Source organism: Roseburia sp. AF25-13LB, assembly GCF_003478915.1.
GTDB lineage: Bacteria > Bacillota > Clostridia > Lachnospirales > Lachnospiraceae > Roseburia_C > Roseburia_C amylophila.
Map to the genome: position 1 here is coordinate 344,549 of NZ_QUFO01000001.1, position 16,943 is coordinate 361,491.

A 16,943-nucleotide genomic window follows, 5' to 3' on the forward strand; every position below is an offset into this window, starting at 1 on the left:
TAATGTTACTTTTTTAACAATATTAATTAATCAAATCATCCTCGGAAACAGCATCGCCCTCTAATGCAATGTGATCATAAATGGAGATTCCAAAATCTGTTCCAGCCTTTACAATGGTATATTCTTCATTCTGATACAAAATATCAATCTGCTTGAATACCGCATATCCCTTGTTGACATTGTATACACCCTGAAGTGTGGACTGCGCCTGCACCTCAAAAGTATCGTTGGAATCCGGCTTTTGAATGATACTGCCGGCAGTAATTTCTTCTTCGTCAATATAATAATCCGTTTCGGATTCCTGGAAAATTGCTGTTGCAACGAAATTAACAGCATTGGTCTTACTGTCCCTTACATATAAGCCTAAGGAGTTAGAATCGCCTCCACGGGTAAAATATTCCTTCGGAACAGTATAGAACGCCTTTTCCGTAATGGAAGAATTTGGAATCTTAAGTCCACTCCGCTCTGTCAGCAGTAATTCCACATCGGTAAAACGGTCTCCTGCAAAGCGAACCATGTTATTATGCAGAGATAATATCACATAATAATCATTCCCCTGGGTTTTTAATTCATAATTCACCCAGCAGCTCGTATTGTCTTTTTTAAATTTGATTTCAATAACATTGCTGTCTGTTAACCGGTCATAGGTTGCTTTCTTGACCGGAAGAATGATATTCCAGTTTTCACTGGTAATCTGCTTATAAATCGGGTCACCTGCAGCAATCGTACTGTTATTTTTAATGGTTGTCTTCTTATAATCCAGCGGCTGAATATCATCTGCCGTAAAATTATCTGTCGTGATATTTTCATAGCCATCGGTATAATAAGCAATCAGCCCCGGAGTCTGGGCATAACTGATATGGAAAGTATCACTTGCCGTTGCCCCGGATGCTGTCAAATCGGATAATGCACTCATATTTACCGATTCCATGACCTGAGAGCTTACATTTTCTTTAAAATCATATACATGATAAAAAGACAATGAATCATAGGACTGGGTAAACTGTGATACATTGGACTTCAGATTTTTAAAATAATCACTGTCAAGCCCCGTGGTATCTGAAGCAGCTGCAGCCGCCAACTGATCACTGACAGAGCCTGTCTCATCCACAGAACAGATAATATTGTTACAGCCAGCCTGGGCATTGTCTGCAATGTAATAATTAAAGGTACCACTATAGTCGGAAGTATAAACACTTTCTGACCTTACAATCAATCCGGTATAAGTATTATTCTCGGCAATTGTACCCTGGGTCACTTCATATATTCCAATGTGTTTTTCAGTGAAATAAGAAAATACATAAAAAAGAATATATACAAGAATAATGACAAAAATGACAATCTCTATATTTAAATGAAATGGTTTTCGATACTTTACAATCTTTTTTGTTTCAGCCACAATCGTTCCGCCTTTATAAAGAATAAATAGAAATTGATGTATAATGTCATCCACTTTGCACCATACTACATAGTAAAGGAGGACTTTGGCTATGAGTTCAAAAGGATTAGATTATACATTACTAACACTTGTAATCATTGGAGCCATCAACTGGGGACTCATCGGATTCTTCCGATTTGACCTGGTGGCATTTCTGTTTGGTAATATGAGCTGGCTTTCCCGCATTATCTATGCACTTGTCGGAATCAGCGGTCTTTATCTGCTTTCTGCCTACGGACGAATCCGCTCTATCGAACAGGCTTAGTAAAAAAGGTGTCTTAAGCATTTTAAGGACTTAAGACACCGCTTTTACTGCCAATTCAGGCATTTTTAAAGTGCTACAACTACTTTTGCTTTTGCACATTCTGGAAGTTTTGAAGCATCCATAGAAATACTTAAAATAAATTTAACTTTATACTTCTCACTGATGACATCAAGTTTTTCAATAGCATGGGTAAATTCTTCGTCCTTCATACCGGAAATCGTAAGAAAACTATCCAGATACATCTCATGTAAATCATGATCAGATGAAACGATACCACATATAAAACCTAAAAACTCATCACAATTGGATATTGGAAAATCTGCAACATTGACAAGTCTGACTTTATTGTCCAGCTCATACATATGTTTCTGGCTCTTATCCAGATATACAATGCTGCCACCGACTGTTTTTACAGCTTCGTTTACCTTATCCAGTAATACTTTTGTCTTTCCTTTACCCTTTTCTCCTGCAATTATTTCAATCATCGCATTTCCTCCCAGACATTATTTTCTTCAATGAAGAACTATATAAGTTCATTATATAATATGTTGCTGCTTTATACAATGCCTAGTTACCACATCCGGCAAGTATTTCATTCATCATAAGATACAGATTGGATTTACAGTCTGCCTTTAATACAATGGATATCACCGGTTGTCCACTGGCATTATCCGTAAGTAACACAAGACAGAATCCTGCGTCCCCGGTGGTTCCTGTCTTACCGCCCACCAGTGTAAATCCATCCGGTAATTTGGATTCACCGGTTTTATACTGATTGGTACTGCTCCAGTCCTGGGTCTTAGCACTGCCATCTGCCGCTGTATAATTGGTGGTATAGGAACTGGTAGAAATCAGCTGGTAAAAGGTCTCGTCCTGTAATGCCTTTTGGAAAATCAGATACAAATCATAAACGGTTGTATAATGATTCTCATCCGGCAGTCCATTTGGATTCATAAAATGAGAACCGGTTGCACCAAGTTGCTGTGCTTCCTGATTCATCAAATCCACAAAAGCTTCTACGGAACCGGAAATATGTTCTGCAATTGCAATGGCTGCATCATTACCGCTTCGCAGTATCAGACCATAAAGTAAATCCTGTAAAGTCATCTGGTCTCCCGCCTGCAATCCGCATTTAGAAGAATCAGATGCCAGATTTACGGCATTGTCACTGATTGTTACCACATCACTGAGATTTCCATATTTGATAGCAAGATAAGCGGTCAGTATCTTTGTTGTACTGGCCGGATACATCCGCTCATATATATTCTGGGCATATGTAATTGTATTAGTTGCCGTGTTAAATACTCCGGCGGCCTCTGCCACACTGTTATGTTCTACGGATTCCTGTCCGATATTTTCAGTTCCCCCAACACATAAATTGGCACCAAAATAAGAGCTGACCGTATCCTCTGCACCGGATAGCACATTTATGCTGCTGCTTTCTCCATATACCGGATAGCCATTCTCTACAACGCTTTTGGCTTTCCCACAACCCGTTACAGATATGAACACACATACAACAAGCAGACCTGCCAGTACACGTTTATTTATACATTTCACGCCACTCAAGGTCTCCTCTGTCTAATGATTTAATCAAAAGCTCTGCAGTAGCAAGATTTGTTGCCAGTGGAATATTGTGTATATCGCATAAACGAACTACACTGTTTACATCCGGCTCATGTGACTTCTGTGATAATGGATCACGCAGGAAAATCACAAGGTCAATCTCGTTATGCTCAATCTGTGCACCAAGCTGCTGTGCACCGCCTAAATGACCTGCGAGATATTTGTGGACATTCAGATTTGCTACTTCCTCAATTAGTCTTCCTGTAGTTCCCGTTGCAAAAAGTTCATTTTTACAAAGAATTCCCCGGTATGCAATACAAAAATTCTGCATAAGCTTTTTCTTCGCGTCGTGTGCAATCAAACCGATATTCATTTGTTTAGTCCCCCTGTCCATATTTTCTAGGCTGAAGCCCTACATTCATTACCAGACCAATTCCCGCAAACAGCGTGACTAACGATGTTAATCCATAGCTTACAAAAGGAAGTGGAAGTCCGGTATTTGGCATCAAGCCTGTGACAACGCATATATTTACAAAACTCTGGAAACCAATCAATGCAGCAATTCCGCTGGCAATCAACCGGCCTGCCATGTCTTTTGCACGTCTTGCAACCAACAGACATTCTATGGTAATAAGAAACAGTAATACGATAATAATAACACTGCCGATAAAGCCCATCTCTTCACCTACTATAGAAAAAATAAAGTCTGTCTGTGGTTCTGATATAAAGTTACCGTTTTTAACAGAAACAATATTCGTATTATTAAGTCCCTTGCCCCAAAGTTGTCCGGAGCCCACTGCCATAATCGAGTTCTGCTGCTGATATGCAATGTTAGGATATTTATCGGGTTCCAGCCAGCCTAAAATACGAAGTGCCTGATTTCCTGTCAAAAGTTTCTGCCCCGGCTGTAATACCAGCGTTAAGACCACAACCAGTGACGGAACTGCCACTGCCAGCACACCCATTACTATTTTATAACTTAATCCGGCAATAAACAAGAGGGATGCAAAAATTAATGCTGTAACAATTGTGGTAGAAAGATCCGGCTCCTTAAAAATCAGAAGAAGCGGTACTGCTGCCAATACCAGCGTACAAAACAGCGTCCGGATATTATTCAGTTTATCTTTATTTTTGCTTAGATAATAGGCAAAAAACAAAACTAACAGGATTTTGCCTAATTCGGAAGGCTGAAAGCGGATTCCAAGCTTCAGCCAGCGGCGCGCGCCTTTTGTCTTTTCTCCAATGACAAAGATAGCTGCCAATAAAGCCACATTAACAAAATAGAATATCCAACTGAATTTCAATATAAAATTGTAATCAATCAGCGATATACCAACCATTACAATCAGACCTAAGATTAATCCTGCAATCTGCTTATTCTGTACGGAAGGCTTTGCACTGCCAACTACCATAATTCCAATGATGGTCAGTGCCACCACATAAAATACCAGTCGGAAACGGTAGTCTCTTAAGCGGTATTGTTTTAACATAAATCACTACTTCCAATCTGAAGTCTATTATTTTCCGGAATGCTTCAAATCCTTAATCGGAATATTTGCAAACAATGCCGGAACAGCTCCGTTATTACCATCTGATTCGGTCTGGGTAATCTGAATATCAAGCCCTTCCGCATCAATTTCCATATACTTTGATATTACCTGGATAATATCGTTTTTGATATTTTCCATTACATCCGGTGAGCAGTCAGCACGGTCTGAAATCAACAATAATTTCAGACGGTCTTTCGCTACATTACCGGAATTCTTTTTCTTAAAAAAATCCATGAATCCCATAATTATTATCCCCCTAGTTTTTCTTAAATAAACTTACGAATTTAGACCATACGCCATTTTTAGACTCTAAGTCAAGAAGCGGTACTTCTTCTCCCATGATACGTTTACAGATATTTAAATATGCCTGTCCTGCAAGGCTGTCAGAGCCTACTAACGGCTCACCCTGGTTGGTTGAGATTACAATCTGTTCGTCATCCGGAACTGCACCGATTAAATCGATAGCAAGAATCTCATGAACATCTTCAATGGACATCATATCGCCACGTTTTACCATATCCATACGCAGTCGATTTACGATTAACTCGATTTTCTTAATCTCATTTGCCTCTAAAAGACCAATGATACGGTCTGCATCACGGATTGCAGATACCTCCGGTGTGGTAACAACCAGTGCACGGTCTGCTCCTGCAATTGCATTTTTAAATCCCTGCTCGATTCCAGCCGGGCAGTCTAATAATATGTAATCAAATTCTTCTCTTAATTCTTCTACTAATTTCTGCATCTGCTCCGGTGTAACAGAGGTTTTATCCCTGGTCTGGGCAGACGGCAATAAGAAAAGGTTCGGATATTTCTTATCTTTGATTAATGCCTGTTTGATTCTGCAGTTGCCTTCTACAACATCTACCAGATTGTATACAATACGGTTCTCAAGACCCATAACTACATCAAGGTTACGTAATCCGATATCGGTATCAATCAATACTACTTTTTTATTTAACTGTGCAAGACCGGTTCCTACATTTGCAGTAGTTGTTGTCTTACCAACACCGCCTTTTCCTGATGTAATAACAATTACTTCGCTCATGATTTATTCTTCCTCCTAAATCTTATATATTCATTAATAATCCACTTGTAATCGGTTCGATTAGTATGGAATCATCCATAACAACAGCTACCTGCGGTTCTAAAGTCTTCCGCCGGTTCTTAATGGCACTCAGTGGTCCGCGGTCAGAGCTTCTTCCAATTACATTACCTATTTTAATCTGTACCGGGTCCATATCAAGGGCAGCTACAAAGGTATGCTCATCTCCTGCCGCTCCAGCATAGGCATTGCCACGAAGCGAGCCTAATACCACAATATTTCCTTTTGCAATAATTTTTGCACCTGGGTTCACATCGCCAAGTATAACAATGCTTGTCTTACATTCGATGACTTGTCCACTTCGCAGTGTTCCCTTATAGAATTCACCGGTTCTTCCAGACTGGCTTTCATCAAATTCCTGAATCTTTCGGGCACAGATTTCATCCCGCAGAGAATTATTATCTAAAATACATACCACATCAATGCTGGTATTCCGACTGATCAAATCAACGATTGCAAGTTCTTCTTCCTGACTTAATTTCCTGCCCTCAAAAGACAAGGCAATTCTGGCATTTTTAAAGAATTTGTCGGATTCTTTAAATTTATGAAGTATCTCGTCTAATAGCTCCTGAAATGGAATTCTATCATCTAAAATCAGATTGATTCCATGGGGATTACTCTTTAAAACAACTGGTTGCGACATATACTTCCCTCCTGACATTTAATCATTAAAGGCATTGGCAGCAGCTCCAACATCTTCTGCCTGACCATCTAACAAGGTAGATGTATCCTCCAAATGGAAATAATATTTATATACTGATGCAGCAAGTTCTGCAGTATTGGCTGATGTATATCCGTATGCAATACGGGTTGCAATGGAAATCTCAGGATTATTATATGGTGCATATCCTACATATAACGCATGGTTTGGTCTGGTTGGTACCTGCTGTGCCGTACCTGTCTTACCGGCCGAATCCACACCAAGCCCCTCAAACTGTTCATGTGTTTCTACCACCATTTTCATACCGGAATGAATGGTATCCCAGGTACTCTCTGAAATATTGTCCATCGTGTTCTTTACGGTCGGTTCATAGGTTTCTAATACGTTACCATCGGAATCTGTAACCTGTTTTAACAGGGTATAATTATATACGGTTCCACTGTTTGCAACTGCGGTTACATAACGGGATAACTGTACCGTAGTAAAACTGTTGTTACTCTGTCCGATTGCAGAAGTAATCGGGAACTCTGTGGTCTGCTTCGGTTTACTTTCTGCAATTTCAATTCCGGTTTTAGAATCAAGACCATACATGGATGAGTATTTATTAATCATTTCCACACCATGGTCTTCATTATAAGTTCCATTTACCATACTTAAATCGTAACCAACTTTATAAAAGAAATAGTTACAGGAATCTCTTAATGCCTCTGAAACATTGATGGAACCGTGACTGCTTGGATAAATCCAACATTTTGGTCCATTTGCCACTTCTTCAAACTGTCCTTTATCCAAAATAGTTGTACCAGTTGAAATAATACCCTCAGTAAGTCCTGCTGTTGCAGTAACCATCTTAAAGGTAGAACCAGGTGCCGTCGTCTGCTGTGTTGCATTATTATAGAACGGATTTGATAAATCCTGATACAGCAAATTATAATAATTACTGTCTACTGTATTTGCCAGACGGTTGGTATCATAGCCCGGATAAGTAACACAGGCCAACAGTTCGCCGGTCTTTACATCTGTAATGACACAGGAGCCGGAACAAGGATCCAATGCAAGCTGTGCCGGTGTAATCTCAAGATTCTTCACCTTTTCTTTTATAAAATTAAAGGCACTGATGCTGCCGGACTGTAACCCACTTACTGCCGTGTCATCATAGTTTAACACTTTTTGGTCAAAAAGTGCAAGACAAAGCTGCGTTCCATTAATCAGGTCATCGTGAATCATGTACTTATACATAATTTTTGAAAATCCCTTATCTGATGCCAGTTCTTCTACAATATAGCTGACCAGTGCATCATAGATTTCGGAAGAATCAGAATACTTCTCGTCTACGGAAAACTTCGTGATATCAATCCATTTCTGGCTGATAGCATAATTTAAATATTCATTTACACTGATTTTATTACCTGCATAATTTTTATAAGTTTCATCCGATTTGTCAATGGAATCTGTAAGCAAAATTTTATTATTGACCAGCATTTTCGGAATATAGGTCATATAATCCTGCATTTCCTCAGGCAACTCATCCACTGGAGTTGCTGCTGAACTGCTAAGGCTGCTTTCCACCTGGGCTAATACTGTTTGCTGTTTACTTCCAAAGGCACTGAAAATCTGTTTTTCTACATCGGAAGCATCTTCAGTACTAAAGTGGTTTAAATCCAATACATTATTATTAATCAATGCAAAATACACATCATCAATTGGAATCAGAATATCGGACGCTGTTCCGGCTGCGGTATTATATTCTTTGATATTCACAATTTTAGAATATAAAATTCCGGCAATTTCCTGTTCCAAAAGATTATAAACCGCTTCCTGCAAATCTTTATCAATAGAAAGATAAACATCATTTCCAGCCTGTGGCTCAATCCGCTCGGTTGTCTCCATTACTTTTCCAAGGCTGTCTACATAAACGGTTTCACTGCCCTTTTTACCCTGCAGTGTTTCGTCCATAACCTGCTCAATTCCGGATTTTCCAATGACATCATTTAAAGAATACTCATCATTATCAGCAGATAATTCATCATATTCTTCCTGGGAAATCTTTCCGGTATATCCGATAATATGGGAAAAATACTCGCTGTCTACATATTTTCGGATGGTATCTTCCGAGATATCCACACCCTGCAATGCATTCATATTTTCTGTAATATATGCTACGGTTTCATCACTAACATTTTGGGCAATGGTTGTGGAAATATATTTCTGATAGCTGTTTTCTGCAATGGCACAACGCAATACCACAATCCGGTATAAGTCTTCTCTGGCATAATCATCTTCCGATAAATCATAGCCATTTTTGTCACTGGATCTGCAAAGATAATCCATTACCTGCTTTGGGGTTGCTTCTGCTTCGTTATATTTCAGATTCTTATTATAGACTAAATCATCTGCAGAAGAATGTCCATAAGTGTCAGCAAGGAAACGCTTTAATGTGGTTCCCTCTACCGTATAATAATAGTTCCCGTCATCATCCAGTCCGATTTCAAAATCATTTTCAATGACATCGCCGTTTTTATCCAGCTCTTTGATAATATTGTAAAGTTCTGTATTAAGAGCCTCATTCTTTTCTGAAGTCTTGTCATAAGAACCATTATCCTCAATGGTTACGCTGTTTGCCAGTTCGTTGTAGGCTAAAAGATTACCATTACGGTCATAAATATTGCCACGGGAACCATTTAAGATACGTGGTTTCTGGATTTTTAAACTGTAATTATCCTGATACTCTTCACCTTTGATAATCTGAAGGTAAAATAGTCTGCCTATCAGAGTCGATGACAAAAGAATCATGACAACGCAGAGTACAAATATTCTTGATTTTGCAACTTTATGAAGTATTTCTTTCAGTGTATCAAACAAATTTCGCTGCACTCCTTTTTTCAATACGCTCTAACCGCTGGTTAATTTTCAAAATAATGAAATATAAAACTACAGAAATCAAAAGCGTGTATACAAGTTCCGGTATGATAATGTGTAACATATAATATCCAATTGCAAACTGCTTGCGGAATAAAAACCGGAAAAAGTAGATAAACAGATTATAAGATAAATCACTTCCGGCAATCAAAAGCATTGGAAGCTTAATATCGTCCGGGTAAAACATCTTCTTAAAGCATCCGTTTAAGAAGCCTGCATACATATATAAAAGGGCATAAAATCCAATCATCTCCCCAAAAAAGATATCTATCAGCAGTCCACTGAAGAAACCGATAAATATCCCTTCTTTTCTTCCGCGCATAAATCCAAAAGATGCACAGACCACAATCAAAAGATTCGGAGAAATAGACGCAAAGGATAACGCCTTAAATAATGTGCTTTGCAATAAAAAGCATACAATAATAATTAATGTAACGGTGATTTTTCTTCTCATCAATCAGACCCCGTTTCCTTTTTGTCAAGTATAACCAAAACCTGCTGAAGATGTTCAAAGTCAACTGCCGGAGTAATGGTTCCTGATTTGGTCAGGTGGTTGGAATCTTCCGAAATACTGCTGACATATCCAACCAGAATGCCCTGCAGATATTTGTCACTGACATTGGAAGTTACAATCTGATCTCCTATCTGAACCTTGTTCTCACTGTCGTTTAATCCGGAGAACTCGATTACCTGGTCTTCATTCATACTCTGAAGATTACCATTTATGATACAGTTATCTGACGTATTTAATATCATGCCGTATACCTTGGCAGAATCATCAATCACAGAACGCACCTTTGCATAATGTGGTCCCACATCAATAACAATTCCTACCAGTCCGTTTCCGGCAATGACATTCATATCTACTTCAATTCCATCTTTGGAGCCTTTGTCAATGGTGAAGATGGAAAACCAGTTGCCCGGATCCTTTCCGATAACATTTGCTCCGGTTTTCTTGTAATCCGAATACTGCTGGTCTAAAGCTAACAGTTCCCTTAAATTATCCAGTTCATACTGTTCTAATTTAATGGTGTTTAATTCGTTGGTCAGTTCTTCTACCTGTCCCTTCAACTGTTCGTTTTCTTCCATGACGTCATTCAGATTTTTTAAATTATCTGCCTTGTCAGAAAGCCATGTACCAGCATAATTGATTCCCTTCTGCATTGGTTCAAAAATTGCACCGGCAATCGAATTCAACGGTCCACCACCAAGATTCAATGAAAAACTGACATACATTGCCAGAATACATAATGCGGTCATGGACAATAATATATACTTTGTTGGAATTTGATGTTTTGGTCTACGTCTCATTTTATGCCTCTATTTATATATTTTGGACTTCATACTGAATCCTAAATGTTTATATTTTTCATCTGAAACAATCTTATTCAATCCGCGAACTGCACATTCTTCCGGATTCTCGCAGGAATTTACCTTTATATTGGTAATCTCAGTAAATAATTTATCCAGATTATGTATTTTAGAACCGCCACCGGTAATATAAATACCGGAATGAATAATATCCTTTGCAAGTTCAGGCGGAGTCTTCTCCAAAATCATTTTAATAGAGTTACAGATAGAATTAAGATTATCCTTAATTGCAGCATAAATGACTTCTGCAGTAATCTCCATCTCAATCGGCAGACCACTGACTACGTCACGGCCAACTATAACCATACTCTTTTCCATGCCAGGTGTACCGGAACCAAGTTCTTCTTTTAAAGTCTTAGCAGTTTTGCGCCCGATCACAAGATTAAAGTTCTTTTTGATATAACTGCTGATGGAGTCATCAATGCGGTTTCCACCAAAATGCAGTAAGTCACTTAATACAAGTCCACCCAGGGAAATTACTGAAATTTCTGTGGTATCTGCTCCGATATCTACAATCATGGCTCCGGTCGGCTCATTGACATCAAGTCCCAAACCAACAGCATCAGCCAATGGCTTCTCACATAAAAGGACAGACTTCGGTTTCATTTTGCTCTTATAAAAGATATCAAAGAAAGCTTTTTTCTCAACTTCCGTAATATCTGTTGGTACCGCAACGATAAATTCTGCACCACGGGTCTTGCCCTTTGCGTGTTTTTCTAAAAATTCCTGTATCATGGTCTGCATATTATTAAAATCTGCAATAACACCACAGATAATCGGAAAAGAAACCTGAATCTGCTCCGGTGCCTTCTCATACATTGCATACGCTGCATCACCATAAGCATACATCTGATTCTTATTTATGATGGCAATCGTATTTTTTTCATTTAGTATTTTCCCAGTTGCCTTGCAATATACCTTCATATTAGAGGTTCCAAGATCAATTCCATAAATGTTATTCGACATTTCTTTCTCCCTCCGGAAATCATAGCATTTCCTGTTCTTTAAAACTAAAATATTTTTTATCACCAATAATAATATGATCAGCAAGCTCAATTCCAAGAAGCCTGCCGCCTTCTACTATCTTTCTGGTAACTTCAATGTCCTGCCTGCTTGGTAGCGGATTTCCGCTGGGATGATTATGCACTAAAATCACATGTACTGCATGATATTCAAATGCTTTCAAGAAAATCTCCCTCGGGGAAATCAGTGAGGCATTTACTGTGCCAATTGAAAGAATGGAATCTGCAATCAAATGACACTTCGTATCAAACATGCAAAGCATCAGATGTTCTTTTTCTTCATGCCGAAGCTGTTCCATATAATAGTCTGCTACGGAAAAAGCATTCTGCATTACAACTGTCTGCTGGCGTCCGGTCTGTGCAATCCGTTTTGAAAGCTCTGCAATACACTTTAACTGGATTGCTTTTACTTTCCCGATACCCGGAACCTCCTGTAATTCCTTAAGACTCATCTGATAAAGCCCTAAAAGATTTCCGGTGCGTTTGCTCAATACATGCTTTGCTACTTCTGTTGAAGAACTTCCATTTGTGCCACAGCGGATAATTACCGCTAAAAGCTCTGCATCCGATAGGGATGCCGCCCCGGATTTCAAGCACTTTTCATAGGGCTGTTCGGAGACTGGCAGATTTTTTGCCGTCATATTATAACCTCTTTCTACTCTCACCGGTAACCCATTTCTTCCAAAAAGGCATATACTTTATATTAACACATCATATCTTCATTAACAAGTTTCTGTTCATAAAGTTTTTGTAAAGACATCAGGATTCCAAGTTTTGCATGATACCAGGTCAGTCCACCCTGAAAATATACGGCATACGGCTCTCTTAACGGACCATCGGCACTTAATTCAATGGAGGAACCCTGTACAAATGCCCCGGCAGCCATAATGACATCACTGTCATAGCCCGGCATTGCCCATGGCTCCGGTGTTACATAGCTGTCCACCGGCGCTGCAGCCTGAATTCCTTTGCAGAATGCAATCAGACCTTCCGGGCTGTTTAAGGTAACTGCCTGAATAATATCGTGACGGCTCTCTGTGCCATTCGGTACAACGGCAAAGCCCAGTCTTTCGTAGATATTTGCAGCAAAAATTGCACCCTTTAATGCACCTGCTGTAACTACCGGTGCCTGAAACAGTCCCTGATAGAAAGAAGAAATTACATTTAAGGAAGCACCCACTTCTTTGCCGAGTCCCGGAGAAGTAAGGCGGTATGCTGCATTTTCCACACATTCTTTTTTGCCGACAATATAGCCGCCGATTGGTGCCAGTCCGCCCCCCGGATTCTTAATCAAGGAACCTACAATCATGTCTGCTCCTACATCCAGCGGCTCTCTTTCTTCTACAAATTCACCGTAACAGTTATCTACCATACAGATAACGTCCGGTTTTATGGATTTGATAAAGGAAATCAGTTCTCCAATCCGCTCTACGGATAAGGTAGGTCTTGTCTGGTATCCCTTGGAACGCTGAATGGTCACAAGATGTGTTTTCTCATTGATTGCTTTTTTGATATTCTCATAATCAAAGCTGCCATCGGAAAGTAAATCTACCTGGCGATAAGTAATGCCATATTCTGCCAGTGAGCCTTTGGATGGTCGGATACCGATAACTTCCTCTAAGGTATCGTACGGTTTTCCTACCGGTGATAATAATTCGTCCCCCGGTCTTAAATTTGACATCAATGCCAGTGCCAGTGCATGGGTTCCACAGGTAATCTGCGGACGAACCAGAGCATCTTCTCCATGGAAACAGCTTGCGTATACTTTTTCCAGTGTATCTCTTCCCAGATCGTTATATCCATATCCATTGGACATGGCAAAGCATTCTGCGGAAACTCTGTTTTTCTGCATGGCATCAATTACTTTCATCTGATTATATTCTGCTGTTGCATCAATTGCTGCAAAACGTTCTTTTAATTCATCCTCTATCTTTTTTCCAAAACGGTATACTTCTTTGCTGATACCCATTTCTTCATATTTCTTTTCAATCATTTCGTCTTTCATCATTTTCCTCGTCTTTCCGGCTGCAATTTCTTTCTAAATTACAGCAAGTCTATCATATAATGTTCTCTTTCTTTTTGTATGAATAAAAACTTAAGAAATAATAGCTTTTTCCTTAAGTATCTTTATCATGTATGCAAGAATTGCCTCATTTTTATAATCGAACTCATTTTTGTTAAGCCAGATGACATCCCGTTCCCGTTTAAACCATGTAATCTGCCGTTTGGCGAAATGTCTTGTTTCCCGCTTGATAATATAAACTGCTTCTTTCAAAGAATAACCGCCATCAAGATAGGATAACATTTCTTTATAGCCAATTCCCTGCATTGCCACCATATCTTTGGTGCAGCCCATTTCCTTTAAGCGGCGGACTTCTGCTTCCAGTCCATCTTCTATCATTTTATCTACTCTGGCATCGATTCTTTTGTATAAGTGGCTGCGCTCATCATTTAATACAAAATAGGCAAAATTATAAGGTGAAGTCCGCATCTGCTCTTTTGCATTATGCTCAGAAATCTTTCCACCGGTCTCCTGAAAGAATTCCAACGCACGGATGACGCGTTTTCTGTTATTCGGATGGATGACTTCGGCGGATTCCGGGTCCACTTCCTTTAACCGGTCATGAAGATACTGATTGCCATGTTCTTCGGCCAGCGCTTCCAACTCTTTCCGGTATGCACTGTCACTTTCCTGTTCCGTAAAATCAATATCATTTAACAGAGCCTGAATATAAAATCCGGTGCCGCCGGCGATAATCGGAATCTTTTCGTGGGCATATATTTCATTTAAATATTTTTGGGCATATTCCTGAAATTTTACCACATGAAATTCATCGAAAGGCTCTAATTCATCCACCAGATAATGACGTACACCATCCATTTCTTCCGGTGTGATTTTTGCGGAACCTACATCCATATGTTTATACACCTGCATGGAATCGGCGGAGATAATCTCTCCGCCAATGACCTTTGCAAGCTGAATGGATAATTCTGTTTTTCCTACTGCAGTAGGACCTGTCAGTACTACAATTGGTTTCTTCATCATCTTTTCCTACACAATCCGCTTGAATTTTTTCTCAATTTCATATTTTGAAATGGCAATAATCGTTGGTCTTCCATGTGGACAATTATATGGATTATCAAGCTTCATCAAATCCTTCATAAGCTGTTCCATTTCCGGCAGGCTCAGTCTCTGACTTCCTTTCACTGCAGCTTTGCAGGACATGGATGCAATCTTATCTAAAATAACATCCGCAGTTGCCCGCTCGGATATGCCATCGGTAAGCTCATCTAACATTTCAATCAATACATCCTTGGTATTCAGCCGGTAAAGATTACCCGGCACTCCGCAGATACTGTATTCTGCACCACCAAAGTGCTCAATTTCGAAACCAAGCTTCGTAAATTGTTCTTTGAATCGCTCCAGTACTTCTGCCTCACGCATGGATAATGTTATGACAATCGGCGGGCTGATAGCCTGAGAAGTAAACTCTTTCTTCTCAAACTGCTTTTTTAATTTTTCATACATGACTTTTTCATGGGCAGCATGCTGGTCTACAATGAAAAGTCTGTCATTATATTCTACCAGCCAGTAGGTATCAAAAAGCTGTCCGATAATCTTCTGCTTTGCCATCTCCTCTTCTTTTAAGAAAGAACCCTGTTCATAGCTTCCTTCCGGCTTTGCTCCGTAGGTTTCTTTCTCCCGGAGGACATAGGCTTCTTTTGCCAGTTCTTTTTCCGTTTCTTTTTCCGTTTCTTTTTTCGATTGTTCCGGAAGCGGCTCTTTCTGAATCCGTTCTTCCATCATATCTTCCGGTGGCATTGATTTTATCGTATCAAGAAGCTTTTCCTGTGCCGCAGAGCTGACTGACCCGGTTCCCATTGGTCTGCTGACAGGATATTTTATTTCGTAAGGACTGTCTTTTCGTACTGCCTTCCGGATTTCTTCCAAACGTTTCTGCTCAAATGGCTCCGGCATTACCTTCTCTATCTTAGGAACTTCCATTTCGTTTTTCTTTGGTGTATCCACCGGAACTTCCGGTATAATATCACGGTGCACTAGCGATGCCGATAAAATACTCTGCACTTCCCTGTACAGTTCCTGCTGGTTGGAAAAACGAAGTTCCATCTTGGTGGGATGCACATTTACATCCAAAAGACTGCTGTCAATCTCAAAATAAAGTACCGTAAAGGGATACTGATGCTGCATCAGAAACGGTTTAAAGGCATCCTCTATAGCTTTGGATAAAATCTGGCTCCGGATAAATCTGCCATTGACAAAATATAATTCGTAGCCCCGGTTTCCTCTGGAAATCATCGGCTTTCCAATAAATCCACTGACTTTAAAAAGCTCGCTTTCATGTGCAATCGGAAGCAGCGCTTTTGTAATATCCCTTCCGTATAAATGGTAGATAATATCCTTGATATTTCCATTTCCGGATGACTGCAGTTTTACCTGATTATTCATGATAAATTTGAAAGCTACGTCTGGATGGGATAAAATCATCCGCTGCATCAGTTCATGAATATAGGTGCCTTCTGTCTGGGCGGATTTTAAGAATTTCTTTCTTGCCGGTGTATTATAAAAAAGATTCCGTATAATAAAAGTGGTTCCATCCGGCGCACCGATTTCTTCTAAAGAGACTTCCTTTGAGCCTTCAATGAGATAACGGGATCCGGTAAAATCACCGTTCGTCTTTGTAATGAGTTCCACCTGACTTACTGCTGCGATACTTGATAATGCTTCACCTCGGAACCCTAAGGATGTAACGGTAAACAAATCTTCTACGGATTTAATCTTACTGGTGGAATGACGCAAAAATGCCAAAGGAATCTGTTCCCTTTCGATTCCGCAACCATTGTCCGAAATACGGATAAAGGATATTCCACCTTCTTTGATTTCAACCGTTACTGCACTGGAACCTGCATCTATCGCATTTTCCACTAACTCCTTTACCACCGAGCTTGGTCGTTCGATGACTTCTCCTGCCGCAATTTTATCAATTGTTTCCTGACTTAACAGTGCAATCTGTGGCATAACGCCAT

At 39.7% G+C, this 16,943-nt stretch carries 17 protein-coding genes; 1 reads left to right on the plus strand and 16 read right to left on the minus strand.

The window, feature by feature from the left end:
* Positions 1-22: 22 nt before the first annotated feature.
* The gene (locus tag DWY37_RS01735) at positions 23-1,399 is read right to left on the minus strand and encodes an HlyD family efflux transporter periplasmic adaptor subunit (RefSeq protein ID WP_118540683.1); all 1,377 of its coding nucleotides are present in this window, start codon (positions 1,397-1,399) and stop codon (positions 23-25) included.
* Positions 1,400-1,490: 91 nt separating this feature from the next.
* On the opposite strand from DWY37_RS01735, the gene DWY37_RS01740 reads away from it, so the two are divergent.
* The gene (locus DWY37_RS01740; protein ID WP_022243817.1) at positions 1,491-1,703 is read left to right on the plus strand and encodes a DUF378 domain-containing protein; all 213 of its coding nucleotides are present in this window, start codon (positions 1,491-1,493) and stop codon (positions 1,701-1,703) included.
* 65 nt (positions 1,704-1,768) lie between these two features.
* Here the strand turns inward: DWY37_RS01740 and DWY37_RS01745 are convergent, their stop codons facing one another.
* The 15 genes from DWY37_RS01745 to mutL form a co-directional block, all read right to left on the minus strand.
* The gene (locus tag DWY37_RS01745; RefSeq protein WP_117698372.1) at positions 1,769-2,188 is read right to left on the minus strand and encodes a twitching motility protein PilT; all 420 of its coding nucleotides are present in this window, start codon (positions 2,186-2,188) and stop codon (positions 1,769-1,771) included.
* A gap of 82 nt (positions 2,189-2,270) precedes the next feature.
* The gene (locus DWY37_RS01750) at positions 2,271-3,263 is read right to left on the minus strand and encodes a D-alanyl-D-alanine carboxypeptidase family protein (RefSeq protein ID WP_118540681.1); all 993 of its coding nucleotides are present in this window, start codon (positions 3,261-3,263) and stop codon (positions 2,271-2,273) included.
* The gene (locus DWY37_RS01755; protein ID WP_022243814.1) at positions 3,247-3,642 is read right to left on the minus strand and encodes a methylglyoxal synthase; all 396 of its coding nucleotides are present in this window, start codon (positions 3,640-3,642) and stop codon (positions 3,247-3,249) included. The genes DWY37_RS01750 and DWY37_RS01755 overlap by 17 nt, the downstream gene beginning before the upstream one ends.
* A 4-nt stretch (positions 3,643-3,646) precedes the next feature.
* Complete coding sequence (locus DWY37_RS01760) at positions 3,647-4,759, minus strand: FtsW/RodA/SpoVE family cell cycle protein (RefSeq protein ID WP_117698373.1); 1,113 nt, start codon at positions 4,757-4,759, stop codon at positions 3,647-3,649.
* A 27-nt stretch (positions 4,760-4,786) separates the two neighbouring features.
* Positions 4,787-5,062, minus strand: coding sequence for a cell division topological specificity factor MinE (gene minE, locus DWY37_RS01765; RefSeq protein ID WP_117698374.1), 276 nt, complete (start codon positions 5,060-5,062; stop codon positions 4,787-4,789).
* Between the two features lie 13 nt (positions 5,063-5,075).
* Entirely contained in the window at positions 5,076-5,867 is a 792-nt protein-coding gene (gene minD / locus DWY37_RS01770) for a septum site-determining protein MinD (RefSeq protein ID WP_022243811.1), read from the minus strand.
* A 22-nt stretch (positions 5,868-5,889) separates the two neighbouring features.
* Positions 5,890-6,567 carry a septum site-determining protein MinC gene (gene minC, locus DWY37_RS01775; RefSeq protein WP_117841052.1) on the minus strand — a complete coding sequence of 226 codons (678 nt, stop codon included), beginning with the start codon at positions 6,565-6,567 and terminating at the stop codon, positions 5,890-5,892.
* 18 nt (positions 6,568-6,585) lie between these two features.
* The gene (locus DWY37_RS01780) at positions 6,586-9,447 is read right to left on the minus strand and encodes a penicillin-binding transpeptidase domain-containing protein (RefSeq protein WP_118540679.1); all 2,862 of its coding nucleotides are present in this window, start codon (positions 9,445-9,447) and stop codon (positions 6,586-6,588) included.
* Entirely contained in the window at positions 9,440-9,958 is a 519-nt protein-coding gene (gene mreD, locus DWY37_RS01785; RefSeq protein ID WP_022243808.1) for a rod shape-determining protein MreD, read from the minus strand. The genes DWY37_RS01780 and mreD overlap by 8 nt, the downstream gene beginning before the upstream one ends.
* Entirely contained in the window at positions 9,958-10,815 is an 858-nt protein-coding gene (gene mreC / locus DWY37_RS01790) for a rod shape-determining protein MreC (RefSeq protein ID WP_117698377.1), read from the minus strand. The genes mreD and mreC overlap by 1 nt, the downstream gene beginning before the upstream one ends.
* Before the next feature lie 9 nt (positions 10,816-10,824).
* Entirely contained in the window at positions 10,825-11,841 is a 1,017-nt protein-coding gene (locus DWY37_RS01795) for a rod shape-determining protein (RefSeq protein ID WP_022243806.1), read from the minus strand.
* A 19-nt stretch (positions 11,842-11,860) separates the two neighbouring features.
* On the minus strand, positions 11,861-12,538 hold the full coding sequence (gene radC / locus DWY37_RS01800) for a RadC family protein (RefSeq protein ID WP_117698378.1): 678 nt from the start codon (positions 12,536-12,538) through the stop codon (positions 11,861-11,863).
* A 62-nt stretch (positions 12,539-12,600) separates the two neighbouring features.
* A complete protein-coding gene (locus DWY37_RS01805) occupies positions 12,601-13,902 on the minus strand; it encodes a methionine gamma-lyase family protein (RefSeq protein WP_330417521.1) in 1,302 nt (433 codons plus the stop codon).
* Positions 13,903-13,992: 90 nt separating this feature from the next.
* Entirely contained in the window at positions 13,993-14,943 is a 951-nt protein-coding gene (gene miaA, locus DWY37_RS01810) for a tRNA (adenosine(37)-N6)-dimethylallyltransferase MiaA (protein WP_118540677.1), read from the minus strand.
* Between the two features lie 6 nt (positions 14,944-14,949).
* The gene (mutL, locus tag DWY37_RS01815) at positions 14,950-16,935 is read right to left on the minus strand and encodes a DNA mismatch repair endonuclease MutL (protein WP_118540707.1); all 1,986 of its coding nucleotides are present in this window, start codon (positions 16,933-16,935) and stop codon (positions 14,950-14,952) included.
* Positions 16,936-16,943 lie beyond the last annotated feature (8 nt).

Excerpts from the sequence above, each read along its gene's own strand:
- DWY37_RS01795 (WP_022243806.1), bottom strand. The coding sequence starts at position 11,841 with ATGTCGAATAACATTTATGGAATTGATCTTGGAACCTCTAATATGAAG.
- miaA (WP_118540677.1), bottom strand. The coding sequence starts at position 14,943 with ATGATGAAGAAACCAATTGTAGTACTGACAGGTCCTACTGCAGTAGGA.
- DWY37_RS01760 (WP_117698373.1), bottom strand. The coding sequence starts at position 4,759 with ATGTTAAAACAATACCGCTTAAGAGACTACCGTTTCCGACTGGTATTT.
- DWY37_RS01805 (WP_330417521.1), bottom strand. The coding sequence starts at position 13,902 with ATGAAAGACGAAATGATTGAAAAGAAATATGAAGAAATGGGTATCAGC.
- mutL (WP_118540707.1), bottom strand. The coding sequence starts at position 16,935 with ATGCCACAGATTGCACTGTTAAGTCAGGAAACAATTGATAAAATTGCG.
- mreD (WP_022243808.1), bottom strand. The coding sequence starts at position 9,958 with ATGAGAAGAAAAATCACCGTTACATTAATTATTATTGTATGCTTTTTA.
- mreC (WP_117698377.1), bottom strand. The coding sequence starts at position 10,815 with ATGAGACGTAGACCAAAACATCAAATTCCAACAAAGTATATATTATTG.
- minC (WP_117841052.1), bottom strand. The coding sequence starts at position 6,567 with ATGTCGCAACCAGTTGTTTTAAAGAGTAATCCCCATGGAATCAATCTG.
- DWY37_RS01755 (WP_022243814.1), bottom strand. The coding sequence starts at position 3,642 with ATGAATATCGGTTTGATTGCACACGACGCGAAGAAAAAGCTTATGCAG.
- radC (WP_117698378.1), bottom strand. The coding sequence starts at position 12,538 with ATGACGGCAAAAAATCTGCCAGTCTCCGAACAGCCCTATGAAAAGTGC.
- DWY37_RS01745 (WP_117698372.1), bottom strand. The coding sequence starts at position 2,188 with ATGATTGAAATAATTGCAGGAGAAAAGGGTAAAGGAAAGACAAAAGTA.
- DWY37_RS01740 (WP_022243817.1), top strand. The coding sequence starts at position 1,491 with ATGAGTTCAAAAGGATTAGATTATACATTACTAACACTTGTAATCATT.
- minE (WP_117698374.1), bottom strand. The coding sequence starts at position 5,062 with ATGGGATTCATGGATTTTTTTAAGAAAAAGAATTCCGGTAATGTAGCG.
- minD (WP_022243811.1), bottom strand. The coding sequence starts at position 5,867 with ATGAGCGAAGTAATTGTTATTACATCAGGAAAAGGCGGTGTTGGTAAG.